Origin of the sequence: Pseudotabrizicola sp. (genome assembly GCF_030684215.1) — a bacterium.
In the GTDB taxonomy this organism is placed as follows: domain Bacteria; phylum Pseudomonadota; class Alphaproteobacteria; order Rhodobacterales; family Rhodobacteraceae; genus Pseudotabrizicola.
Genome location: NZ_JAUXOV010000038.1, coordinates 265,800 through 288,468, shown reverse-complemented (window position 1 = coordinate 288,468; position 22,669 = coordinate 265,800). Strand labels below are relative to the sequence as shown.

At 61.4% G+C, this 22,669-nt stretch carries 21 protein-coding genes, 1 tRNA gene, 1 pseudogene and 1 riboswitch; of the genes and pseudogenes, 12 read left to right on the top strand and 11 right to left on the bottom strand.

Features of this window, described 5'->3' with window-relative positions; genetic code table 11:
- Nucleotides 1-3: 3 nt before the first annotated feature.
- Entirely contained in the window at nt 4-633 is a 630-nt protein-coding gene (locus Q8K08_RS07705) for a 3-oxoacid CoA-transferase subunit B (protein WP_304801234.1), read from the bottom strand.
- Nucleotides 633-1,331: a CoA transferase subunit A gene (locus Q8K08_RS07700; protein ID WP_304801212.1), complete on the bottom strand. Its 699-nt coding sequence runs from the start codon at nt 1,329-1,331 to the stop codon at nt 633-635. The genes Q8K08_RS07705 and Q8K08_RS07700 overlap by 1 nt, the downstream gene beginning before the upstream one ends.
- Nucleotides 1,332-1,618: 287 nt before the next feature.
- Here Q8K08_RS07700 and Q8K08_RS07695 point away from each other — a divergent pair.
- Nucleotides 1,619-1,700: transfer RNA gene (locus Q8K08_RS07695), tRNA-Leu, on the top strand.
- A gap of 148 nt (nt 1,701-1,848) precedes the next feature.
- On the opposite strand, the gene ychF is transcribed toward Q8K08_RS07695, so the two are convergent.
- Nucleotides 1,849-2,946, bottom strand: coding sequence for a redox-regulated ATPase YchF (gene ychF / locus Q8K08_RS07690; protein WP_304801232.1), 1,098 nt, complete (start codon nt 2,944-2,946; stop codon nt 1,849-1,851).
- Between the two features lie 150 nt (nt 2,947-3,096).
- On the opposite strand from ychF, the gene trpA reads away from it, so the two are divergent.
- Nucleotides 3,097-3,888 (top strand): tryptophan synthase subunit alpha, encoded by a 792-nt coding sequence (trpA, locus tag Q8K08_RS07685; RefSeq protein ID WP_305249672.1) that lies wholly within the window; start codon nt 3,097-3,099, stop codon nt 3,886-3,888.
- 105 nt (nt 3,889-3,993) lie between these two features.
- Here the strand turns inward: trpA and Q8K08_RS07680 are convergent, their stop codons facing one another.
- Together Q8K08_RS07680 and argC are read right to left on the bottom strand one after the other, a co-directional pair.
- Nucleotides 3,994-4,644 (bottom strand): pyridoxamine 5'-phosphate oxidase family protein, encoded by a 651-nt coding sequence (locus tag Q8K08_RS07680; protein WP_304802228.1) that lies wholly within the window; start codon nt 4,642-4,644, stop codon nt 3,994-3,996.
- Between the two features lie 205 nt (nt 4,645-4,849).
- Complete coding sequence (gene argC, locus Q8K08_RS07675) at nt 4,850-5,767, bottom strand: N-acetyl-gamma-glutamyl-phosphate reductase (protein ID WP_304802227.1); 918 nt, start codon at nt 5,765-5,767, stop codon at nt 4,850-4,852.
- A gap of 136 nt (nt 5,768-5,903) precedes the next feature.
- Here argC and Q8K08_RS07670 point away from each other — a divergent pair, with 136 nt between their 5' ends.
- Nucleotides 5,904-7,067 (top strand): alpha-hydroxy acid oxidase, encoded by a 1,164-nt coding sequence (locus tag Q8K08_RS07670; protein WP_304802226.1) that lies wholly within the window; start codon nt 5,904-5,906, stop codon nt 7,065-7,067.
- On the opposite strand, the gene Q8K08_RS07665 is transcribed toward Q8K08_RS07670, so the two are convergent.
- Both Q8K08_RS07665 and Q8K08_RS07660 read right to left on the bottom strand, forming a co-directional pair.
- Entirely contained in the window at nt 7,068-8,207 is a 1,140-nt protein-coding gene (locus Q8K08_RS07665; RefSeq protein ID WP_304802225.1) for an MFS transporter, read from the bottom strand. It abuts the gene before it with no gap.
- Between the two features lie 102 nt (nt 8,208-8,309).
- On the bottom strand, nt 8,310-9,209 hold the full coding sequence (locus Q8K08_RS07660) for an NAD(P)/FAD-dependent oxidoreductase (RefSeq protein ID WP_305249671.1): 900 nt from the start codon (nt 9,207-9,209) through the stop codon (nt 8,310-8,312).
- 44 nt (nt 9,210-9,253) lie between these two features.
- Between Q8K08_RS07660 and Q8K08_RS07655 the strand changes: the two genes are divergently transcribed.
- Both Q8K08_RS07655 and Q8K08_RS07650 read left to right on the top strand, forming a co-directional pair.
- Nucleotides 9,254-9,706 (top strand): Rrf2 family transcriptional regulator, encoded by a 453-nt coding sequence (locus Q8K08_RS07655; protein ID WP_305249670.1) that lies wholly within the window; start codon nt 9,254-9,256, stop codon nt 9,704-9,706.
- Nucleotides 9,707-9,779: 73 nt separating this feature from the next.
- Nucleotides 9,780-10,385 carry a 50S ribosomal protein L25/general stress protein Ctc gene (locus Q8K08_RS07650; RefSeq protein WP_304802222.1) on the top strand — a complete coding sequence of 202 codons (606 nt, stop codon included), beginning with the start codon at nt 9,780-9,782 and terminating at the stop codon, nt 10,383-10,385.
- 104 nt (nt 10,386-10,489) lie between these two features.
- Here the strand turns inward: Q8K08_RS07650 and Q8K08_RS07645 are convergent, their stop codons facing one another.
- Both Q8K08_RS07645 and Q8K08_RS07640 read right to left on the bottom strand, forming a co-directional pair.
- Complete coding sequence (locus tag Q8K08_RS07645; RefSeq protein WP_305249669.1) at nt 10,490-11,422, bottom strand: MBL fold metallo-hydrolase; 933 nt, start codon at nt 11,420-11,422, stop codon at nt 10,490-10,492.
- Between the two features lie 130 nt (nt 11,423-11,552).
- Complete coding sequence (locus Q8K08_RS07640; RefSeq protein ID WP_304802220.1) at nt 11,553-11,963, bottom strand: metallopeptidase family protein; 411 nt, start codon at nt 11,961-11,963, stop codon at nt 11,553-11,555.
- 102 nt (nt 11,964-12,065) lie between these two features.
- On the opposite strand from Q8K08_RS07640, the gene gltX reads away from it, so the two are divergent.
- The 7 genes from gltX (at nt 12,066) to trxA (ending at nt 20,623) form a co-directional block, all read left to right on the top strand.
- A complete protein-coding gene (gltX, locus tag Q8K08_RS07635; RefSeq protein ID WP_304802219.1) occupies nt 12,066-13,397 on the top strand; it encodes a glutamate--tRNA ligase in 1,332 nt (443 codons plus the stop codon).
- A 127-nt stretch (nt 13,398-13,524) separates the two neighbouring features.
- Complete coding sequence (locus tag Q8K08_RS07630; protein WP_304802218.1) at nt 13,525-14,862, top strand: MATE family efflux transporter; 1,338 nt, start codon at nt 13,525-13,527, stop codon at nt 14,860-14,862.
- Between the two features lie 84 nt (nt 14,863-14,946).
- Nucleotides 14,947-15,049, top strand: a riboswitch (glycine riboswitch).
- 163 nt (nt 15,050-15,212) lie between these two features.
- Nucleotides 15,213-16,349, top strand: coding sequence for a glycine cleavage system aminomethyltransferase GcvT (gcvT, locus tag Q8K08_RS07625; RefSeq protein ID WP_305249668.1), 1,137 nt, complete (start codon nt 15,213-15,215; stop codon nt 16,347-16,349).
- Nucleotides 16,350-16,358: 9 nt separating this feature from the next.
- Nucleotides 16,359-16,718 carry a glycine cleavage system protein GcvH gene (gene gcvH, locus Q8K08_RS07620; RefSeq protein ID WP_304802216.1) on the top strand — a complete coding sequence of 120 codons (360 nt, stop codon included), beginning with the start codon at nt 16,359-16,361 and terminating at the stop codon, nt 16,716-16,718.
- A gap of 75 nt (nt 16,719-16,793) precedes the next feature.
- A complete protein-coding gene (gcvP, locus tag Q8K08_RS07615) occupies nt 16,794-19,631 on the top strand; it encodes an aminomethyl-transferring glycine dehydrogenase (protein ID WP_304802215.1) in 2,838 nt (945 codons plus the stop codon).
- A 117-nt stretch (nt 19,632-19,748) separates the two neighbouring features.
- Entirely contained in the window at nt 19,749-20,066 is a 318-nt protein-coding gene (locus tag Q8K08_RS07610) for a DUF3775 domain-containing protein (protein WP_305249667.1), read from the top strand.
- An 80-nt stretch (nt 20,067-20,146) separates the two neighbouring features.
- Nucleotides 20,147-20,623, top strand: coding sequence for a thioredoxin (gene trxA, locus Q8K08_RS07605; protein WP_304798448.1), 477 nt, complete (start codon nt 20,147-20,149; stop codon nt 20,621-20,623).
- Between the two features lie 269 nt (nt 20,624-20,892).
- Here trxA and Q8K08_RS07600 read toward each other — a convergent pair.
- Both Q8K08_RS07600 and Q8K08_RS21960 read right to left on the bottom strand, forming a co-directional pair.
- A pseudogene (locus Q8K08_RS07600) lies at nt 20,893-22,231 on the bottom strand (IS1182 family transposase); the annotation flags it as partial.
- Complete coding sequence (locus Q8K08_RS21960) at nt 22,119-22,535, bottom strand: zinc-ribbon domain-containing protein (protein ID WP_370870530.1); 417 nt, start codon at nt 22,533-22,535, stop codon at nt 22,119-22,121. The pseudogene Q8K08_RS07600 and the gene Q8K08_RS21960, both read right to left, overlap by 113 nt.
- Between the last annotated feature and the right edge of the window lie 134 nt (nt 22,536-22,669).

The following is a 22,669-nucleotide window of genomic DNA, read 5'->3' as shown; positions in this document are numbered from 1 at the left end:
GGCTCAGTCGACAATCGTGGCCTCTGTGGCGGCGCGCAGGTCGGCTTCGGTCACGCCATCAGCCAGTTCGACGAGTCTCAGGCCGCCGGGGACGACATCGAGCACGCCGAGGTTGGTGATGATGCGGTCCACGACCGCGCGGCCAGTCAGCGGCAGGGTGCAGGATTTGAGCACTTTGGACTCGCCGTGTTTGCTGGTGTGGTCCATCACCACCACCACGCGACCGACGCCGGCGACCAGATCCATCGCGCCGCCCATGCCCTTGACCAGCTTGCCGGGAATCATCCAGTTCGCCAGATCGCCGTTTTCCGCCACTTCCATCGCGCCAAGGATGGCCATGGCGATCTTGCCGCCGCGGATCATCGCGAAGGATTGGGCAGAATCAAAGAACGCGGTCTGCGGCAGTTCGGTGATCGTCTGCTTGCCTGCGTTGATCAGGTCGGCGTCTTCCTCGCCCTCAAGCGGGAACGGCCCCATGCCCAGCATGCCGTTTTCCGATTGCAGCGTCACCTCCACCCCCTCGGGGATGTAGTTCGACACCAGCGTCGGGATGCCGATGCCAAGGTTCACGTACCAGCCGTCCTGCAGTTCAAGCGCCGCGCGGGCGGCCATCTGGTTGCGGTCCCACATGATCAGGATGCCTTTCTGACGGTACGTTGTTCGATGCGCTTTTCGTGCTGGCCTTGAATGATACGGTGTACATAGATGCCGGGCAGGTGGATCGTGTCGGGGTCAAGCGCGCCCAGCGGTACGATTTCTTCGACCTCGACCACGCAGATCTTGCCGCAGGTGGCGGCAGGTGGGTTGAAGTTGCGCGCGGTCTTGCGAAAGATCAGATTGCCCGACGGATCGGCCTTCCACGCCTTGACGATCGACAGGTCGGCGACGATGCCGCGTTCCATGATGTAATCCTGACCGTCGAAATTCATCACCGGTTTGCCGGTCGCGATCACCGTGCCAACGCCGGTCTTGGTGTAGAAACCGGGAATGCCCGCGCCACCCGCGCGCATCCGTTCAGCCAGCGTGCCTTGTGGGTTGAATTCCAGCTCCAGCTCACCAGACAGGTATTGGCGCATGAATTCGGCGTTTTCGCCGACGTAACTGGAGATCATTTTGCTGACCTGCCGGGTTTCCAGCAGCACGCCAAGGCCAAAGCCGTCAACGCCCGCGTTGTTGGACGCAACGGTCAGGTTTTTGGTGCCCGCATCCCGGATCGCCGCGATCAGCAGTTCAGGAATGCCGCACAGGCCAAAGCCCCCAGCAGCGATGAGCATCCCATCAAACAGCAACCCGTCGAGCGCTGATCGGGCATCTGGATAGACCTTTTTCATGGTGACCTTTCCGGTATGAGCTTTGCGCCATAAAGCGGAGGATGCGGGTCCATGTCAATTGCCGCGCTGCGGCGATGGCGATTGGCTTGGTAAATGCGTTTCAGGCGTACTGTTGGCCACCCGTCATCGGTTAAGTGTTTGAACAGTCGTTGCGCCTGACAGACAGACCCGCGCTGTTCCAGGCACACTGAGCTCCGGACCATGGTCGGCAAAAGCTGCGTGGGTGCTGTTAAAGGCCGATTGATCGGCTTGACGTGAGTTGATAAAGGGCAGCCTCGGACCCGTCACCCCACGTGGTGAAATTGGTAAACACAGGAGACTTAAAATCTCCCGCCGTATGGCTTGCCGGTTCGATGCCGGCCGTGGGGACGGTCCGATTGCTTGGTTGTGGGGCTTGTGATGCAAGCGGGCCTGCGCTGCACAGGTCCGCTTTTTCCGTTGCAAACCAAGACAGATTTCACCGCAAACCAGCTTCTGGTTCCCAACGTGGGAGGCTGTTTTTTGGCAAACGGGCCTGTCAGCCGCTGAACAGGAAGTGCAGCACGTCGCCGTCTTTGACCTCGTAGGCCTTGCCTTCTACGCGGAATTTGCCTGCCTCTTTCGCGCCAGCTTCGCCCTTGCCAGCGATGTAATCGACATAGGCGATGGTTTCGGAACGGATGAAGCCCTTTTCAAAGTCGCCGTGAATCACCCCTGCCGCCTGTGGCGCGAGGGTGCCTTTCAGGATGGTCCAGGCTCGGGCCTCTTTCGGGCCGACGGTGAAATAGGTCTGCAAGCCCAGCAATTCGTAGCCCGCGCGGATCAGCCGGTCCAGCCCGGCTTCATGCAGGCCCATTTCTTCAAGGAACATCGTGGCTTCATCTTCGGGAAGCTGGCTGATTTCTTCCTCGATCCGGGCAGAGATCACGACGGTTGCGGCACCTTGGGCCTTTGCCATTTCGGCGACACGGGCTGATTGGCTGTTGCCCGAGGCGGCAGACGATTCTTCGACATTGCAGACATATAGCACCGGCTTGGCAGTCAGCAGTTGCAGGAGGCGCCATGCGCGCATGTCGTCGGCGGCGACGTCGATGGTGCGGGCGGGTTTGCCCTCTTCCAGCACCTTTTGGGCCATGGCAAGCAAGCGGTCCTGATCGGCGCTTTCCTTGTCGCCACCCTTGATTTTGCGGCCCAGATTGACGCGGCGGCGCTCGATGCTTTCCAGATCGGCCAGCATCAATTCGGTTTCAATCGTTTCGGCATCTGCGACCGGGTCGATCCGGCCCTCGACATGGGTGATGTCGCCGTCTTCAAAGCAACGCAACACATGGGCGATGGAATCGCATTCGCGGATATTGGCAAGGAACTGGTTGCCCAACCCCTCACCCTTTGACGCGCCGCGCACCAGGCCTGCGATATCAACAAAGGTCATCCGCGTCGGAATGATCTGCTTTGACCCGGCAATCGCCGCCAGCTTGTCCAGTCGCGCATCGGGCACCGCGACTTCGCCGACGTTGGGTTCAATGGTGCAGAACGGAAAATTCGCAGCCTGCGCCGCTGCGGTCCGGGTCAGTGCATTGAACAGGGTCGATTTGCCGACATTCGGCAGACCCACGATACCCATTTTGAAACCCATGATATTCTCCATTCCGCAATGGATTGGCTCATAAGCGCGATATGGCGCGGGATCAAGCAGGCCGCGCTCGTGCCCCCAAAGTTTGACTGGCATTGATTTTCCCCGCCCGCCCGTGCAAACCGCAAAGGGACAAACGGGATGAGGCCAGACATGACCAGAATCGACGCAACCTTCGCACGCCTGCGCACGCAGGGGAAAAAGGGCTTCGTCGCCTACATCATGGCGGGTGACCCTGATGTGGCCACCTCGCTGGCCGTGATGAAGGGTCTGCCGGGGGCAGGGGTCGATATCATCGAACTGGGTATGCCCTTTACTGATCCGATGGCGGATGGCCCGACGATCCAGCTGGCGGGGCAGCGCGCACTGGACCATCACATGAAGATGGATCAGGTGCTGGATATGGTGCGCGATTTCCGCAGCACTGACACCACCACGCCCATTGTGCTGATGGGCTATTACAACCCGATCTATGCGCGCGGGGTGGATCGTTTTCTGGTTGATGCGGTGGGGGCCGGCATCGACGGCTTGATCGTGGTTGACCTGCCGCCTGAAGAAGATTCCGAACTGTGCCTGCCCGCACAGGCCGCAGGGTTGAACTTCATCCGGCTGGCCACTCCGACCACCGACGCCAAACGTTTGCCCGCTGTGTTGAAAAACACGTCGGGTTTTGTGTATTACGTCTCTGTCACCGGGATCACCGGCGCGGCCGCCGCGCAAGCAGCGGATGTGGGGCCAGAGGTGGCGCGTATCAAGGAATCGACCGACCTTCCGGTGATTGTCGGCTTTGGCATCAACACGCCAGAGGCGGCGCAGGCGATTGCAGGCGTGGCTGATGGTTGCGTGGTTGGCTCTGCGATTGTGAAAGATATTGGCGCAGGGAAACCTGTGGCCGAGGTGCTGGCGAATGTCGCGGCTCTGGCGGCAGGGGCGCATGCCGCCTGACCTGCCGCGCTCTCCACGCTCCCTGACGGTCGCGTCTCGCGAAGAGTGACCGCAAGTGAACGATGAGCGCTCTGGCGCGCCCCTGCGCCCCGCCCGGATTTCGCCTCAATACATCGACTTGCGATAGGCGTCCTCAAGATCGCTTTCCAGCTTTGCAAGTGTATCCGGGTGTTCTGGCGCACCCGTGGTCTGGTCCAGGATCATATGCACCAGCGATGGCATCTCGCGCCGATCCTGCCGCTGATCCGGGTTCCACAGGCCAGACCGGCGGAACGCCTTGGCGCAGTGCAGGAACACTTCCTTCACGCTGACCACGATGGCCACCATGGGCAGCCGGTCGTTCACCGCCAGACCGGACAGCAGATCCGGGTCGCGAGTCACCTGTGCGTGCCCGTTGATCCGCAACGTGTCGTCAAACCCCGGTACCATGAACAGCAGGCCAATGGCCGGGTTGGCGATCAGATTGCTCAGCGTGTCCAGCCGGTTATTGCCGGGCCGATCCGGGATCAGCAGGGTCCGGTCATCCAGCACCTTCACAAAGCCGCAGGGGTCGCCGCGCGGGCTGACATCGGCGCGCCCATCAGGGGATTGGGTGCCAATGCAGACAAAGGGCGCGCGCGATACAAATTCGCGCGCATGTTTGTCCAGATGGTCCTGGCATTTTCGCAGCGCCAGGTCATGCGTCGCCGGGAACAGAGTCCGCAGGTCCTGTTCCGTGCGGATCACAAAGGCGTCGTTCAGGGGGGCGTGTGGCATGATCGGGATATTTCTCGGGCAAAAAGCGGAGTTGGCCCGAACCCTAGGCGCAAGCGCGCCGCGCTGTCTATCCCCAAAGCCCCCCATCCGCGCCGGTATCCGGTCAGAAGGGGGGCGGGCAATGGCTAACAAAACGTACAAATAATTTAGCTAAGATTTTGATCTTAAACTATTATATGTCTTGTAGCGCAGAGGGAAACCCGCGCTACAACCCGGCGCCTTCGTCCATGCCCAGCATCAGGTTTAGGTTCTGCACCGCCGCCCCCGAGGCGCCTTTGCCAAGGTTGTCCAGCGTGGCCAGCAGAGCTACGCGGTCGCCTTCTGCACTGGCATGGACTGAGAGTTCCATCACATTGGTGCCGTTCAGCCGCTCAGGGTTGACGCGGGGCAGCAGGCTGGCCCCGTCGACCACTTTCACAAACGACCCGCCCGCATAATGCGCGCTGAGTGCGGCGTGCAGGTCACCGGCCGTCTGGCCTGCCGCCAGATGCAGCGGGATCTGAACGATCATGCCTTGGGCAAACTTACCCACCGACGGAATAAAGATCGGCCGCCGTGACAGCCCGGTATGCGCCATCATTTCAGGAATATGCTTGTGCTTGTGGTCCAGGCCATACACAAAAAACGCGCCCGCCGTGCCTTCGTCAAACTCGGCAATCATCGCTTTTCCGCCGCCGGAATATCCCGACACCGCGTTGATCGTAAGCGCCGCATCCGGGGCAACCAGCCCCGCCGCAACCAGAGGTGCCAGCAAGGCAATCGCCCCGGTTGAAAAGCAGCCGGGGTTGGAGACGCGGGCGGCGGACACGATCCGCGCCTGGTTGGCCGCCGACAGTTCGGCAAAGCCGTAAGCCCATTCCGGGTTGACGCGATAGGCAGTGCTGGCATCGATGATCCGCGTGGGCAGGCCTTCGCACAGCGCCACCGCTTCTATCGCCGCCGCATCGGGCAGGCACAGGATTGCGACATCAGCGGCGGCAAACGCCTCACGCCGGGCGTCGGGGTCTTTGCGCCGCGCCGGGTCCACCTGCACCAACTGAATATCCTTGCGCCCGATCAGACGCTCACGGATTTGCAACCCCGTTGTGCCTGCCTCGCCGTCAATGAATACCGCTGCTGTCATGATGAACTCCTGTCTTAACTGCGGGTGCTAGCGCATCTTGGCGAAGGGGGGAACCGTGTTTGGCCATCTTGTCTTTGCAATTGCGCTGAGCCTTGCCAATTGGTAACACGGGCTTACCAAAACCGAGGGGGTGGTGATGCCGGTGATTACTTGCATTGAGGATCTAAAGCGGATCTACAAACGTCGTACCCCCAAGATGTTCTACGACTATGCGGAATCGGGCAGCTATACCGAGCAGACCTTTCGCGAAAACACGTCGGATTTTGCGCAGCTGCACCTGCGCCAGAAGGTCGCCGTGGATATGCTGGGCCGCAATGTCGCCAGCACCATGGCAGGGTTTCCGGTCACGATGCCCGTCGCCCTTGCGCCGGTTGGTCTTACAGGAATGCAGGCCGCCGATGGCGAGATCAAATCTGCCCGTGCCGCTGCCAAATTCGGTGTGCCTTTCACCCTTTCCACAATGTCGATCTGTTCCATCGAAGATGTCGCGGCCAACTCGCCTGAGCCGTTCTGGTTTCAGCTGTACGTCATGCAGGACGAAGATTTCGTTGATCGCATCATCCAGCGTGCCAAGGATGCCAAGTGTTCTGCGCTGGTGCTGACGCTTGATCTGCAAATTCTTGGCCAGCGGCACAAGGATCTGAAAAACGGGCTGTCTGCCCCCCCGAAACTGACTTTGCCTGTGCTGCTGGACCTTGCCACCAAATGGGGTTGGGGGCTGGAGATGCTGGGCACCAAACGCCGCCAGTTCGGCAATATCGTTGGCCATGTGAAGGGGGTCGGGGATACCTCCAGCCTGATGAGCTGGATTTCTGATCAGTTCGATCCGCAACTGGACTGGACCAAGATCGCCCGCATCCGTGACCAATGGGGCGGCAAGTTCATCATCAAGGGGATTCTGGACGAGGATGACGCCCGCAAAGCCGCCGATTTCGGGGCTGATGCGATTATCGTGTCAAACCATGGCGGGCGGCAGCTGGACGGAGCGACATCGTCGATCCGCATGTTGCCGCGCATCGTAGATGCCGTGGGTGACCGGGTGGAGGTCTGGATGGATTCAGGCATCCGCTCGGGTCAGGATGTGTTGAAGGCGCTGGCGATGGGGGCAAAAGGCACCATGATTGGCCGCAGTTACATCTACGGGCTGGGCGCAATGGGAGAGGCCGGGGTTACCAAATCGCTGGAGGTGATCCGCAAGGAATTGGACACCACCATGGCGCTGTGTGGTGAGCGCGATGTTCACAACCTTGGTCGCCACAATCTTCTGATCCCCAAGGATTTCTCTGACGGCTGGCAGTAATCATCGGTTTGTGCGCGCCATCAGTGGCGACAGGACCAGCACTGCCAGCAGCAGGCAGGCGGCAAAGACAAAGGCCATACGCAGCCCGAAGCTTCCGGCGATAAAGCCTAGCATCGGCGGGCCGAAGAAATAGCCGAAATAGCCAAACAAGGTGGCGCGTGCGACGGCGCGCGCCCGTGCCTCTGGCCGGGCCAGCCTGCCGACAAGCGAAAAGGCGGTGGGGGCGATGACAGATGCGCCAAGCCCCATCACGATGAACCCGGCATAGGCCATCATCGGCGTCTGTGCCGCCGCAGCCCCCATTGCCCCGATTGCCGCAATCACAGCCCCACCCGTGAGCAGCCGATACGGGTTAACGCGTGACACCAGCCCTTGCCCTGCCAACCGGGCAAACCCCATGGTCAGCGCAAGCGCCGCTGGCCCCAGCGCACCCTGTTCGGGGCTGCCGCCAAGGGTCTTCTCGATATGCAACGCCGACCATGCCTCGGCTGCGTTCTCGGTCATAAAGGCGATCAGCACCACGCCGCCGCCCAGCACAGGCAACAGGCCCAACCCGGCCACGCCCGGCCCTTTAGGTTTGCGCAGGCCGTCAATCTTGCCATCGTGTTCCCAAGTGTTCAACGCAAGCCCCCCGGCGACCAGCGCCATGGTGCCCAGCACCCAACCCGGCCCCCATTCCGCCCCCCGCATAGCCCCGGTGCCAATCGCCGCACCCGCATAACCAAAGCTGTAGGCCGCATGGCACAGGTTCATCAGGTGGATCTTGCGGGTGTTTTCCAGCTCGGCCACGCGGGCATTCATCAAAACATCGGTCAGGCCGGTCCCCGCGCCGCAAACCATCATAGCCAGCGGAAACAACAACAAGCTGGCGGTCTGCCCCGGCAATGCGATGCCCAGACCCATTGTCACAGCCGCCAAAGGCAAGGCCATCCGCCCCATCGCCGCGCCAAAAGCCGGGGCCAACAGCATGGCGGTGACCGCTGCCAGCGGGGTGAACAGCAACAGCAGACCAAGCTCGGCCTCGTCCACCCCCAGCATCGCCTTTATGTCGGGCAAAGCCGCTGCAAAGGTGCCCCAGACCACCCCCATGGCAGCAAAAGCCGCCAGCGGCGCACGCGCGACTGTCAGGATATTGGTCATAGGGGGGACTCCGTTCTTGCCTGCTGCGTCTAGCAGAGCCCCCTTCGCGCCGCCATCCTTTGGGCGACCCAGAGCAGTTTGCCGGCGACATGCGAGGGTCGTTTATGGCTCGGGAAACAGCAATGCGTGATGCGTGGCGGTGCCTGCTCTTGCCCCATCGGCCGCAGCAAACAGCGCGCCATACATCGGGCGGCACAGATCGCCCGCCGCAAACACCCCGGCCACAGAGGTGCGCTGCATCATGTCCACACTGACAAAGGGGCCTGTCATGCCCTGTTCCATCGCACAGCCCAGTTGGGCGGGAAGGTCGCTGGACGGTTCAGATTGAGACACTAAATACAACACCGCCCGCTGCACCTGCACCCCATCTGCGAGCAGTATGCTGCGGGAAGCGCCGTCATCCTTGATGGCAACCACTGGCATGTCATAAACCGGAATGCCCCAAGCCTTTGCCTTGGCGCGCGCTTCATCCGGCAAGGGGTGGCCGTTGCAAAACAGCGCCAAGTCATCGGTCCAGTCGCGCAGCATGGTCAGGTGATGCGGTGCGGTCGCGCTGGTCATCAGGATGCCGGTCGGCTGGTCGGCGACCTCATAGCCGTGGCAATAGGGGCATTGCATGGCCCATTGACCCCAACCTGTCGCCAGCCCCGGAATGTCGGGCAGAATGTCACGCATGCCATGGGCAAGGATCACCTTTTTTGCGCGCCAGTTCTCACTGGCGTTTATGATGAAATCCCCATCTTGGCCGCTGATTGCGTTGACACGCGCAGCCATAATGCGGGCGCTGGGATAACTGAGCAGATCAGACTGCCCGCGCCGTTGCATCTCGGCCGGGGGTAGTCCGTCCATGCCAAAAAACCCATGGCCTGCATCGGCAAAGCGGTTGCGGGTGTGGCCTTCGTCAAACACGACAATCCGTCGTCTCGCCCGGGCTAGCATCAGGCCCGCCGCCAATCCGGCAAAGCTGCCACCCACGATCGCCACATCAATATCGTTGCCCATGACTTTTCCTTGCCTTAAACGAATCATGTAACTACAATAGTTACATGAAGCGGAACAACAAGCTATCTCTCGCCCTGCACACGCTGGGCCATATGGCGGCGGTCCCGGATCAGACGTTTACGTCAGAGGTGATTGCCGGACACAACGCCACCAACCCGGTAGTGGTGCGCCGCGTACTGGGCCTGTTGCGGGTGCAGGGAATTGTGGTGTCGGGCAAGGGCCATGCGGGCGGCTGGCGGCTGGCGAAACCGGCCGACAGCATCACCGTGGCCGATGTCTACGCGGCAATCGGCGCACCGCTGATGACGGTTGAACCGATTGTGGCGGAGCAGGGCTGCGCCATCGTCGCTGCGCTGCATTCCACCATGACCGAAGCGGTGGCCGAGGCAGAAGCGGTGCTGCGCCGCCACTTTGCAAGGCGCACGATTGCAGATCTGGCGCAGGCGATGGTTCAGGGGTCAATGACCAAAGGCGATTTACACTTTCCCCCGCGCTGATTCCCCGCTATAGCCCCCCGGTCGCGCTGCGCACCCTTGGAGGGCAGTGGACTTATTTATATGGAGAACTGCAATGGCTGGTGAGATCCCTGATCTGATCGCCGAGGCACGTACGGGGACAGGCAAGGGGGCCGCCCGTCAAGCTCGTCGTGAGCAACTCGTGCCCGGTATTGTTTACGGTGGTGGTGTAGACCCGCAACCGCTTAACATCAAATACAACTATCTTCTGACCAAACTGCGCAAAGGTCGTTTCCTTTCGACGCTGTTCAACCTGAAAGTTGAAGGTCAGGAAGACGTCCGCGTGATTTGCCGCGGTGTGCAGCGTGATGTGGTCAAGGATCTTCCGACCCACGTCGACCTGATGCGCCTGCGCCGCACGTCGCGGATCAACCTGTTCATTCACGTGAACTTTGAGAATCAGGACAAGGCTCCCGGCCTGAAGCGTGGCGGCACGCTGACCGTTGTGCGTCAGGAAGTCGAACTGGAAGTGACCGCCGGGGATATCCCGGATCACATCACGGTTGACCTGACTGGCAAGAACATCGGCGACGTCATCCACATCGACGACGTTGTGCTGCCCGAGGGCGTCAAGCCGTCGATCGCGCGCAATTTTGTCATCGCCAACATTGCGGCCCCGTCGGGTCTGCGGTCGGAAGACAACGCTGAAGACGCTGAATAATCTGTCTTACGGCACGACCTAAAAGGCGCGGCAGGAAAACCTGCCGCGCCTTTTACATTTGGTGCCTTGGTCAAGACTGTCTTCCCGATGGGCAGAACTGTTGATTAGCCATTCAGCATCATCTGATAGCTGACCGGCACATAGCGGAACCCGTCGTCCATCGCCTCGGCATAGCCGATACCGGGGAAGGGCATGTGATAGCCCACAAACGGAACTTTGTCGGTGGCCAGCATGCCAAACAGCGCGCGGCGTGTTGCGGCGGCGGCGGCTTTGTCCATGTCAAAGCGCACTTCCCAATCGGGCTTTTGCAGCGACCAGACATAGTGGTTGGCCGCATCGGCGATCAGTGCCAGACGTTGACCGTCGCTTTCCAGCATATAGGCCATATGGCCGGGGCTGTGGCCGAATGCGGCCATCGCGGTCACGCCAGACACCACCGAACCGCCATCCTCGAGGAATGTCATCTGGTCGTTCAGCGGGGCCACTTTGGTGTCAAAGCCCTCATTCCCGGCGGTGGTCCAGTGGTTATGCTCGACAGATCCGGTGACATAGCGCGCGTTGGCAAAGGTCGCTCCGGCATCGCCCGCAATGCCGCCGATATGGTCGCCATGCATATGGGTCAGCACCACCACGTCAATCTGGTCAGGCGTATACCCGGCAGCCGCTAGAACCCCGGTGATCGCGTCGGGCGCAAGTCCGGTGTCAAACAGCACCAGTTCGGCGCCGGTGTTCACGATGGTGGGGGTAAAGAAATTCTGGCTGATGTTCGAAGGGATAAAGTTTGCCTCGGACAACGCGGCGAAGTCTTCTGGGGAAGCGTTGGTGCCGAATGTTTCCTGCGGGTTCTCCAGCGGGCGGCTGCCCACCAAAAGCGTCGTCACCTCAAACCCACCCAGCTTGAAACGGTTGAAGGATGGCATGGCGGCCCCCATCATCTCGGCGGCGGCATGGGCCGGGGTGGAAAACAGGGCAGGTGCGAAAGGCGCGGCGGCAGCGGCGAACAAGGCCGAACGGCGGGTCATTTTGGGCGTTGTCATAGAGAAACCTCCTGTGATGCAATCACCGAGCAGTGTAGCCCCGATCAGGTCACGGGCCATTCACAGCCCCGTCATTGCCTGTGCTGTGGCGCGCGCTGGTCGCGCGCTGACGCGCATCTGATGTCCTGCGCTATTCCCACCAAGGATCAATGCGGGCGATATCCTCATCGCTCCAGCCGAAATGATGCGCCAGCTCATGCACCAGAACATGGGTGACCAGCTCTTGGAGCGACACATCCCCCCGGTCGAGCCATTCATCCAAGATGGGCCTGCGGAACAGCCAGATCACATCGGGCTGCATCGGTTGATCAGTGATAGATTTTTCTGTCAGCGGAATTCCCTCATAAAGCCCTGTCAAGTCAAAGGGATCGTCAATCTCCAGCGCCTCCAGAATCTCATCTGGCGCGAAATCTTCGATCCGCAGGCGCACCAGTGTGGCCGCAGCGCGATATGGGCCGGGCAGGCCCGCGATGGCGCCATGTGCAAGCTGTTCGATCAGGGCAAGGTCGGGGGCAATCGCGCCGGGCGAGGTATGGGTCATGGGGCAGATATAAGCGCGCTCGCAGGGCCAGAGAAGCCCCGCGCGCAAACTGGACAATTCACAGGCACTGTGACAGGGAGAAGCGGTTGCAGGAGAGCCCCGATGACCCGCCCCACGATTACCCGTTTCGCCCCGTCGCCCACTGGATACATCCATGTCGGCAATCTGCGCACCGCGCTGATGAATTACATGATCGCCCGCAAGTCAGGCGGTCAGTTCATTCTGCGGCTGGATGATACCGATCAGGAACGGTCAAAGCAGGAATACTCTGACGCGATCATGGCCGATCTGGAATGGCTGGGCCTGCACTGGGACCGGGTAGAGCGGCAATCGCTGCGCATGGACCGCTACCGCGAGGCGGCCGAAGACCTGAAGGCCAAGGCCCGGTTCTATGAGGTGTTCGAGTCCCCGGTCGAACTGGACCTGAAGCGCAAAAAACAGCTGAACATGGGCAAGCCCCCGGTCTATGACCGCGCCGGACTGCACCTGTCAGAAGATGACAAAGCCAGACTGCGGGCCGAGGGCCGCGCCGGATACTGGCGCTTTTTGCTGAACCAGAACCGGATTGAATGGACCGATGGCATCCTTGGCCCGGTGTCGATTGATGCGGCGTCGGTGTCAGATCCGGTGCTGATCCGTGGGGATGGGCAGGTGCTGTATACCTTTGCGTCGTCGGTCGATGACATTGATATGGGGGTGACTTTCATCGTGCGTGGTGCAGACCATGTGACCAACACCGCGACACAGATACAGATCATGGAAGCGATGGGCGGCACCCCGCCCGATTTCGCCCACCATTCGCTGTTGACCGGCGCGCAGGGCGAGGAATTGTCGAAACGCCTTGGCACGCTCAGCCTGCGCGACCTGCGGGCGCGCGGAGTGGAGCCGTTGGCGCTTCTCAGCCTGATGGCGCGGCTGGGGTCTTCCAAACCGGTGGAACTGGTCGGGTCGATGGACGAGCTGATTGACGGCTTTGATGTGGGCAGCTTCGGGTCTGCCCCTACCAAATTCGACGCCGAAGACCTGTTCCCCCTGACCCGCCATCATGTGCAGGGCCTGCCGTTCAGCGCTGTGCAAGCGCGCATCGCGGCGCTGGGCGTTCCCGCCGACAAGGCCGAAGGGTTCTGGGAGGTGGCGCGCGGCAATATCACCGTGCTGGCTGATCTGGAGGGATGGTGGACCCTGTTCCGCGACGGAGCCACACCTTTGGTTGCAGATGAGGACCGCGCGTTTGTCGCGCAGGCGTTTGACCTGCTGCCTGCCCAGCCCTGGACCCGCGACACTTGGGGCCAGTGGACGACGGCGGTGAAAGAGGCCACGGGCCGCAAGGGCAAGGGCCTGTTCATGCCGCTGCGCAAGGCGATGACCGGTCAGGAACATGGTCCTGAAATGGCCGATGTGCTGCCGTTGCTGCTCAAACGTCCCAGCCTTTGATTGGCTGAAGGCGACCGGGGAGCTACAGAACGCCCGAGCACTGCTTTCTGAAAGCGCCGGGGGGCTGTCTGCCCCCCGGACCCCCCGAGTGTATTTTTGCCAAGATGAAAGCCGGGATGGTGCGGTCGTGAACGGAGAAAGCGGAGCCACGCCACGGTTCGTGACCGGCAGCCTGATGCGGCATGTTGTGGTGATGTCGCTGACATCCTCGGTCGGATTGATGGCGATTTTCAGCGTTGATCTGATTAATATTCTTTACATTTCATGGCTGCAGGATCCGGTGGCGACGGCGGCGGTTGGCTATGCTGGGGCGGTGTTGTTTTTTACCACCAGCTTTGGCATCGGGATTTCGATTGCGGTGTCTGCGGTGGTGGCGCGCGCGCTTGGCCAGCGCGATGCCTATCTGGCGCGGCGGCGGGCGACCAATGGGCTGCTGTTGGGGCTTGGGCTTGGGGTGGCGTTTACCGGGGTCGTCTGGGCGCTGTTGGTGCCGATCGTGGACCTGCTGGGGGCAACCGGGGCGACGGCCGAGGCGACGGTGCATTACCTGCGATTGTCGATGATCGGGCAGCCGTTTTTGATGCTGGGCATCACCGGGGCGGGGGTGTTGCGCAGCCATGGCGATGCCCGGCGGTCAATGATGGTGACCGTTTGGGGTGCGGTGGCGATGGCGATTGCGGACCCGATCCTGATCTTCGGCTTTGGCTGGGGGCTTTCGGGCGCGGCCTGGGCGGCGAACCTGTCGCGTGTGGTGATTGCTGTTATGGCGCTGTGGCCGCTGTGGCGCAGATATGGCGGGTTCACTGCTGTGACCGGGGCGGGGCTGACCGAAGACACCGGCGCCATGGCCGGAATTGCCGGGCCAGCGATCCTTACCCAGTTGGCCACGCCGGTGGGGCAGGCTTTTGTGACCCGGCTGATCGCGCCTTATGGCGAGGCGGCGGTGGCGGGCATGGCCATTACGGGGCGGCTGACGCCAGTTGCCCTGGGGGTGATCTTTGCGCTGGCGGGGGCGGTGGGGCCGATTATCGGCCAGAACGCAGGCGCCGGGCAGATGGACCGGGTGCGGCGCACAGTCTGGGATGCGGTCATCTTTACTGCGGTGGTGATCAGCATTGTGACGCTGTTGCTGTTCGGCTTGCGCGGTCCGATTGCTGATCTGTTTCATGCCGAAGGCGTCACCCGCGATCTGGTGTTCCTGTTTTGCGGGCCGCTGTGTTTGCTGTTTTTCTTCAACGGGCTTTTGTTCATCTCGAACGCCGCGTGCAACAATCTTGGCCGCCCGTTTCAGTCCACTTTGCTGAACTGGGGCCGGCACACTTTGGGCACCGTGCCTTTTGCCATCTGGCTGGCAGCCTATTGGGGCGCCGAGGGCGTGCTGATCGGCCAGGCTTTTGGCGGGGTGCTGTTTGGCATTGTGTCTTTGTGGCTTGCCTTTCGGGTGATCGACCAGCACCCGGCATAGGCCGCCGCGCGTCGGTTTTTCCGTTTGATGCGTCGCTTTCGTTTTCCCTCTTGTCAGTTGGCGCAGGGCCGCGCTAGATCTGCCTTGTCAGGATCGGGAGAATCCGGGGCAGCGCTTGCGTTGGTCTCGGTGCCGAAGGAGCAACCGCCCCGGTAAACTCTCAGGCGCAAGGGACCGTTCTTGGCACCGGAACTCTGGAGAGTGGCCCCACCCGTAACAGGGCGGCCCGCCGAAGGGATAATGATCTCAGGCGCCGTAGCTGGCAGGGACAGAGGGGGCATCGCAGGGCAGGGATCAGTCTGTCCGAACGGTGCCGGAATGTCTTGTCCGGCGGAACAAGAGGGGGCGGAATGGCCGACCTGAATACGTCTGACCTGAAACAGCTCGTGCTGCACGATCTGCATGCATCGCTTGGTGGCAAGATGGTGCCCTTTGCGGGGTACTTCATGCCTGTGCAATATCCCGCCGGCGTGATGACAGAACATCTGCACACGCGCGCTGCCGCCGGTCTGTTCGATGTGTCCCACATGGGGCAGGTGATCCTGCGGCCCAAGGGCGACATGGCCACGCTGGTGGCCGCGTTCGAGGCGCTGATGCCCGTTGATGTGGCCAGTCTGGCCGAGGGGCGGCAGCGCTATGGCCTGTTCACCAATGAACAGGGCGGCATTCTGGACGACCTGATGTTTGCCAACCGGGGCGATCATCTGTTTGTCGTGGTCAACGCTGCCTGCAAAGAGGCCGATGTGGCCCATATGACGGCGCATCTGTCATCCGTTGCAACGGTGGAACACATCACCGACCGCGCGCTTCTGGCGCTGCAAGGGCCGGGGGCCGAGACGGCGCTGGCCGCCTGGGTGCCCGGTGTGGCCGAGATGCGGTTCATGGATGTACGGGTGTTTGACACCGCCTTTGGCCCGATGTGGGTCAGCCGTTCCGGCTACACCGGCGAAGACGGCTTTGAAATTTCGGTGCCCGATGGTGGGGCAGCCGACCTTGCCCGCACCCTGCTGGCGACCAATGGCGTCATGCCCATCGGCCTTGGCGCGCGCGACAGTTTGCGGCTAGAAGCGGGGTTGTGCCTGTATGGCCATGACATCGACACCATGACCTCCCCGGTCGAGGCTGGGCTTACCTGGGCGATTCAGAAATCCCGCCGCACAGGTGGGGACCGCGCCGGAGGCTTTCCCGGTGCCGAGCGTATCTTGCATGAGCTGAACCACGGCCCGGAGCGCCGCCGCGTCGGGCTGTTGCCGCAAACCCGCGCGCCGATGCGCGAAGGCACGCAGCTTTTTGACCCTGACGGAACCCCGTTGGGCGAGGTCACCTCGGGCGGCTTTGGCCCCTCGGTGAGCGCGCCCGTCGCCATGGGCTATGTGGCGGCCAGCCATGCCACCCCCGGCACGACGCTGGAGGGTGAAGTGCGCGGCAAGCGCATGCCCGTCATCGTTACCCCGCTTCCTTTCCATCCAACCACCTACAAACGCTGAGGCTTTGCGATGAAATTTACCAAAGAACACGAATGGATGCGCGTCGAGGGCGATCTGGTTGTCGTCGGCATCACCGAACATGCCGCCACCCAATTGGGTGATGTGGTGTTCGTTGAACTGCCCGAAACCGAAACCATGGTGGCCGAGGGCGACGAGGTTTGCGTGATCGAAAGCGTCAAGGCGGCATCGGATATTCTGGCCCCGCTGGATGGTGAGATTGTCGAGGTCAACACCAAGCTGGTCGATAAACCGGCGCTGGTGAACGAAGACCCGACCGGCGAGGCGTGGTTCTTCAAGATGAAAATCGACGATCTTTCAGCCCTTGATGACTACATGGACGAAGACGAATACGCCGATTTCATCGGCTGATCCCTTCCCCGCTTTGATAACAGACGGTGGGCGCTATCCTGCGCCCGCCCGCACGCTGATATTCGCAGGCAAGCCATGACTTATACCCCCGTCGCCTATAATCCCTATGATTTCGCCAACCGTCGCCACATTGGCCCGTCGCCTGCCGAGATGGAGGCGATGCTGAAAGCGGTTGGCGTGCCCACGTTGGATGCGCTGATTGACGAAACTGTGCCATCGTCGATCCGCCAGTCCACCCCGCTTAGCTGGGCGCCGCTGGCCGAGCATGAACTCTTGGACAAGATGCGAAGCGTGGGCAAGCGCAACACAGTGATGACCAGCCTGATCGGGCAGGGTTATTACGGCACAGTGACGCCGCCCGCGATCCAGCGCAATATTCTGGAAAACCCGGCGTGGTATACCGCCTACACCCCCTATCAGCCCGAAATTGCCCAAGGACGGCTGGAGGCGTTGCTGAACTATCAGACCATGGTGGCTGACCTGACCGGCCTGCCGGTGGCCAATGCCTCCCTGCTGGATGAGGCGACAGCGGCTGCTGAGGCGATGACCATGGCCGAACGCAGCGCGAAATCCAAAGCGCGCGGCTTCTTTGTCGACCGAAACTGCCACCCGCAGACCATCGGCGTGATCAAGACCCGGGCGGAACCGCTTGGTATCGAAGTGATTATCGGCGACCCGGCCAAGCTGGACCCCACAGCGGTGTTTGCCGCAATCTTCCAGTATCCCGGCACCTTTGGCCATGTGACCGACTTCACCGACCAGATCGCCGCCCTGCATGGCGCCAAGGCACTTGCGATTGTGGCGACCGACCTATTGGCGCTGTGCATGCTGAAAGAGCCGGGCGCGATGGGGGCTGATATTGCCGTCGGCTCGGCGCAGCGATTTGGCGTGCCGATGGGCTATGGCGGCCCGCATGCCGCCTTTATGTCCTGCCGTGATGATCTGAAACGGTCAATGCCGGGGCGCATCGTCGGCGTGTCGATCGACTCGCGCGGCAACAAGGCCTACCGCCTGTCGCTGCAAACCCGCGAGCAGCATATCCGGCGTGAGAAAGCCACGTCGAACGTCTGCACAGCACAGGCGTTGCTGGCGGTGATGGCCAGCATGTATGCGGTATTCCACGGCCCGCTTGGCTTGCGCGCCATTGCCGAACGCGTGCATTTTCTGACCACCCGCCTTGCCCGCGCGCTGAAAGCCGCCGGGGCCAAAGTCTCACCCGCCGCGTTCTTCGATACCATCACGGTAGAGGTTGGCGTGGGCCAGACCGGTATCCTTGCCGCCGCCCGGCACGAAGGGCTGAACTTCCGCAAGATCGGCACTGATCGCGTCGGCATCGCGCTGGACGAGACTACCGATGAACGGGTGCTGGTCCGCATCCTGCGCGCCTTTGGCATCGAGGGCGTGCCGCCGCACCGTGCCACCCTTGGCTTTCCCGAAGACATGGTGCGCACCACCGATTACCTGACCCATCCGGTGTTTCACATGAATCGGGCCGAGTCTGAAATGATGCGCTATATGCGCCGTCTGTCCGACCGTGATCTGGCGCTGGACCGCGCCATGATCCCGCTGGGTTCGTGCACAATGAAACTGAACGCCGCAGCAGAGATGATGCCGATCACCTGGCCGGAATTTGGGTCGCTTCACCCCTTTGCGCCCGCCGATCAGGCGCTGGGGTATAAGGAAGCGATTGACGACCTGTCAGCCAAGCTGTGCGAAATCACCGGCTATGACGCGATGTCGATGCAGCCCAATTCCGGCGCACAGGGCGAATACGCGGGCCTGTTGACGATTCAGGCGTATCACAAGGCGCGCGGCGACGCGCAGCGCAAGGTCTGCCTGATCCCCACCTCGGCCCATGGCACCAACCCTGCAAGCGCGCAGATGGTCGGCATGGATGTGGTGGTGGTGAAAACCGCGCCCAACGGCGATATTGATGTCGAAGACTTCCGCGCCAAAGCCCAAGCCGCCGGCGATCGTCTGGCGGCCTGCATGATCACCTATCCATCAACCCATGGAGTGTTTGAAGAAACAGTGCGCGAGGTTTGCAAAATCACCCACGACCAGGGCGGGCAGGTCTATATCGACGGTGCAAACATGAATGCGCTGGTCGGGCTGGTGAAACCGGGCAAGATCGGCGGAGATGTCAGCCACCTGAACCTGCATAAAACCTTTGCCATCCCGCATGGCGGAGGTGGTCCGGGCATGGGGCCAATCGGTGTGGGCGCGCATCTGGCGCCTTACCTTCCGGGCCACAGCGAACTGGGCGGCGATGGGGCTGTTTCCGCCGCCCCCTACGGCTCTGCATCTATCTTGCTGATCAGTTGGGCTTATTGCCTGATGATGGGCGGCGACGGGCTGACACAGGCGACCCGCGTGGCGATCCTCAATGCGAACTACATCGCGGCGCGGTTGGCGGGCGGTTACCCGATCCTGTTCATGGGCAACAAGGGCCGGGTGGCGCATGAATGCATTCTCGATACCCGCCCCTTTGCCGAGGTCGGCGTCACCGTCGATGACATTGCCAAACGCCTGATCGACAACGGCTTCCACGCGCCCACAATGTCTTGGCCCGTGTCTGGCACGCTGATGGTGGAACCAACCGAGTCGGAAACCAAGGCTGAAATCGATCGCTTCATCACCGCCCTTCTGGCCATCCGGGAAGAAATCCGCGCGGTAGAAGATGGCGAGATCAGTGCCGAGGACAGCCCGCTGCGCCACGCCCCCCATACGGTCAACGATCTCGTGGCCGACTGGGACCGCAAGTACAGCCGCGAGGCAGGATGCTTCCCGCCGGGGTCGTTCCGGGTTGATAAATACTGGCCGCCCATTGGTCGCGTTGACAACGTGTATGGTGACCGAAACCTGATCTGCACCTGCCCGCCGGTGGAAAGCTATGCGCAAGCTGCAGAATAGCCCCGACGCCCCGCGCCTGATGAACAGGCGCGGGGCGCACGCATTTATTGCCGAAACTGTCATCGCAACCTTGCACATACGCCCCTATCGGCGCAGCATGGGGCAGGGGGAAAGACCATGCTTGAAATCAGCCCGTCCAAAGTTGTTCAGATCATCTTTCAGCATCGCGAAGGCCCTGTTGCCTCCGCCGAACTGCACGCTTTTATCGAACACCTGAATGAGGATGAAAAAGCTCATCTGACTGCCCTGGCATGGGTTGGGCGCGGCGCGTTCGAGCCGGAAGATTTTGCCGAGGCCCTCGCTACCGCCTATACCCAAGCCACCACGCCCACATCGGATTACCTGACCGGCATGCCGCATCTGGCCGAGAACCTGGAGGCGGGGCTAGAGTCTATGGGCATCGACGTAACGGGTGAGGAAGAAGATCTGCTCTGACCCATCGCTTTTTTCTCTCGCCCCCTTGCAAGAGGGGAAAGGGTGCTCAATATATTCAGCATATAGAATATGAGGCCGCGATGACCGACAACCAGACCGCCAATAACGCTGGCAAAGACAGCCTGAAACTCGCCTGCACTACCTGTGGCCAGATAAACCGCATCCCCGCCACCCGTGCGGGCGACCGCCCCAAATGCGGCAGTTGCGGCGATGTTCTGGTCACGGAAAAGGTTGCAGAGCTTGACGCCACCAGCCATGACAAGGCCACCCGCAATGACGACCTGCCGATTCTGGTCGATTACTGGGCGCCATGGTGCGGCCCTTGCCGGATGATGGCCCCCGAATTCGCCAAAGCCGCCAAGACGCTGACCCCACATGCCCGTCTCGCCAAACTCAACACCGAAGACCACCCCGCCATCTCGCAACGCGCCGGCATCCGTGGCATCCCGGCTCTTATCCTTTACCACCGGGGCCGTGAGGTTGCCCGTCTGGCAGGCGCAAGGCCAGCGGCAGAGATTGTGGGGTTTGTGCAGGGGTATATTGGCAAGCTGGGATGAAGGGCGCACTCAGGCGCTATGTCGGCTTTGTGGACCTTCCGGTCATTCGCTGCACTTGCGCAGAAATCCTTCGCGCTTGTGGCATGACCGATGCAGTGGGCGGAGGCTGTGTGAAAACTCGGTGACAAGGGTCGCGACGGGCGCGGTTTTGGCCTGCACGCGGATTCTGGCTCGGATTGGCCGCAAACTTGGTTGTGGACGCGTCTTGGGGCTCGAAAAGAAGCCTTGGAGCACGCTGAACCGTCGATGGAAGCCCGTGCTGATCCGATCTACCCCGGAATTGCCGCCATCAGCCCCTTGATCCCGACCAAGGCGACCAAGCGCTTGATGTTGTAGGCCAGCACGTTCAGCGCCATTTCTGTGCCTACGCCACCCAACCGCCGGGTCAGGAAATGGCAGGGCCCCGTCCAGGACTTGATCGTGCCGAACGGGTGCTCGACCGTCGAGCGGCGCACGCTCATCGGGGCGGCAGGGCTGCGTCGACGGGCATTCGATGCCTCGACCAGATGTTCATGTTCCCATCTTGAGACCCGCCGCTCATATCCTGTGGTGCAGTGTTTTTTGAGGGCGCAAGTCTTGCAGGCATTTGTCCAATACCGCCGCATTTGCAGACCCTGCTGCTCGGTTGTGGTGCGGTGTGTCAGCGCCTGTCCCGCCGGGCAGCGATAGATGTCAGCGCTGTGGTCATAGGCAAAGTCAGCCTTCACATAATGCCCTTTGGACCGGGCGCCGGATGTGTCCGATCGCGGCACGGTCGCGGTGATGCTGGCGTTGTGGCAGGCAAGGATTTCGAGGGCGCTGAAATAGCCTTTGTCGGCAAGGATGTGCATATCCTCACGCTGCAATGCGGCCTTTGCCTGTTTGGCCATCTTTGTCAGCAGGTCCCGGTCATGCCCCTGGTTTGTGACCTCATGCGCGACAATCAGGTGGGTTTCGGCATCAACCACGCTCTGAACATTGTAGCCGACATGCCCGCTATGCTGCGCACGTGTTGCCATGGCCCGGGCATCCGGATCAGTGAGCGATATCTGCCCGTCAGGCGCATCGGCCAGTTTCTCTTCCATCTCCAACAGGCGCTCGATCTCTTTGCAGATGCGGTTATATCGGCCGGTCAGATGCGCGGCGCGCTCCGTTCGTGCAGCACCGGTTTCCTGACGGTCAATCCGGTCGGCCTCCTCGATATAGCGGCCGACCTCGGCTTCCAGATGCGCGAGGCGGCTGGCAATCTTACCCTTGGTGAAATTCCGGTCGCGATTGTTGACGGCCTTAAACTTGCTGCCATCCACGGCGACGACTTCGCCCTTCAGAACGCCGATCCGGCGGCACAACTCGACGAATTTCGCGCAGGTCTTCCGGATGGCCGGACCGTTCTCAGGGAAAACGATCCCCCGGATCGTTTTCTGATCCTTCGAACTGCCGCCGGAACTCCGCGATGGTCTTGTGATCGGGAACCAGCCGCCCGGTCAGCCACATCACCTCGACATTGCGACCTGCTTCACCCTCCAAGCGGCGGCTGGAGGGGATCCGGTTCAGATAGCCGTAGATGAAGAGCTTGAGCAGCACAGCCGGATGATACCCCGGCCGCCCCGTGCGCGCGGCGGTATGACGTTGACACGGTACGGTTGTGCTGGCACGCCAGACAAAAACCCGCTTGCCCGACACCATCAGAGGCCTGCATCCAGTTGCAGGCGCTGCGTTCCCAGTTGCGGCAAAACCGCAGCGGGCCAGGGTCTGGGCTTTCCCGCCTGCCAACTTGCAGATCCGGCAGGGCACGCCAGACTGGGCCCTCGGCCTGAACCGCGAGCATGCGGTCTTCGTCCGGCAAATATCCCAGAACATTGCCGCATCGCAGGCATACCGTGTTTTCAAAATACAGGATCTGGCCGCAGCACTGGCACTGAAAAAGCTTCATGACGGATATGTCCCCGGATCATTATCTTCTACCGCAGGCAGCCCCACGGGCCAAGCGATTGCCCCGTGTCTTCCGTCACCCGTGCCATTCAACCCACGCAACTGGGTCGGGTTCCGCAAAAATTGCGATTGTCG

Bases quoted from the DNA above. Each gene is read 5' to 3' on its own strand.
- Q8K08_RS07680 (WP_304802228.1), bottom strand. From the start codon at position 4,644: ATGCCACACGCCCCCCTGAACGACGCCTTTGTGATCCGCACGGAACAG.
- Q8K08_RS21960 (WP_370870530.1), bottom strand. From the start codon at position 22,535: ATGAAGCTTTTTCAGTGCCAGTGCTGCGGCCAGATCCTGTATTTTGAA.
- trxA (WP_304798448.1), top strand. From the start codon at position 20,147: ATGACCGACAACCAGACCGCCAATAACGCTGGCAAAGACAGCCTGAAA.
- Q8K08_RS07640 (WP_304802220.1), bottom strand. From the start codon at position 11,963: ATGACCCATACCTCGCCCGGCGCGATTGCCCCCGACCTTGCCCTGATC.
- trpA (WP_305249672.1), top strand. From the start codon at position 3,097: ATGACCAGAATCGACGCAACCTTCGCACGCCTGCGCACGCAGGGGAAA.
- gcvP (WP_304802215.1), top strand. From the start codon at position 16,794: ATGACTTATACCCCCGTCGCCTATAATCCCTATGATTTCGCCAACCGT.
- gcvH (WP_304802216.1), top strand. From the start codon at position 16,359: ATGAAATTTACCAAAGAACACGAATGGATGCGCGTCGAGGGCGATCTG.
- Q8K08_RS07670 (WP_304802226.1), top strand. From the start codon at position 5,904: ATGCCGGTGATTACTTGCATTGAGGATCTAAAGCGGATCTACAAACGT.
- gcvT (WP_305249668.1), top strand. From the start codon at position 15,213: ATGGCCGACCTGAATACGTCTGACCTGAAACAGCTCGTGCTGCACGAT.
- argC (WP_304802227.1), bottom strand. From the start codon at position 5,767: ATGACAGCAGCGGTATTCATTGACGGCGAGGCAGGCACAACGGGGTTG.
- ychF (WP_304801232.1), bottom strand. From the start codon at position 2,946: ATGGGTTTCAAAATGGGTATCGTGGGTCTGCCGAATGTCGGCAAATCG.
- Q8K08_RS07665 (WP_304802225.1), bottom strand. From the start codon at position 8,207: ATGACCAATATCCTGACAGTCGCGCGTGCGCCGCTGGCGGCTTTTGCT.
- Q8K08_RS07610 (WP_305249667.1), top strand. From the start codon at position 19,749: ATGCTTGAAATCAGCCCGTCCAAAGTTGTTCAGATCATCTTTCAGCAT.
- Q8K08_RS07645 (WP_305249669.1), bottom strand. From the start codon at position 11,422: ATGACAACGCCCAAAATGACCCGCCGTTCGGCCTTGTTCGCCGCTGCC.
- Q8K08_RS07660 (WP_305249671.1), bottom strand. From the start codon at position 9,209: ATGGGCAACGATATTGATGTGGCGATCGTGGGTGGCAGCTTTGCCGGA.
- Q8K08_RS07655 (WP_305249670.1), top strand. From the start codon at position 9,254: ATGAAGCGGAACAACAAGCTATCTCTCGCCCTGCACACGCTGGGCCAT.
- Q8K08_RS07700 (WP_304801212.1), bottom strand. From the start codon at position 1,331: ATGAAAAAGGTCTATCCAGATGCCCGATCAGCGCTCGACGGGTTGCTG.
- Q8K08_RS07650 (WP_304802222.1), top strand. From the start codon at position 9,780: ATGGCTGGTGAGATCCCTGATCTGATCGCCGAGGCACGTACGGGGACA.
- gltX (WP_304802219.1), top strand. From the start codon at position 12,066: ATGACCCGCCCCACGATTACCCGTTTCGCCCCGTCGCCCACTGGATAC.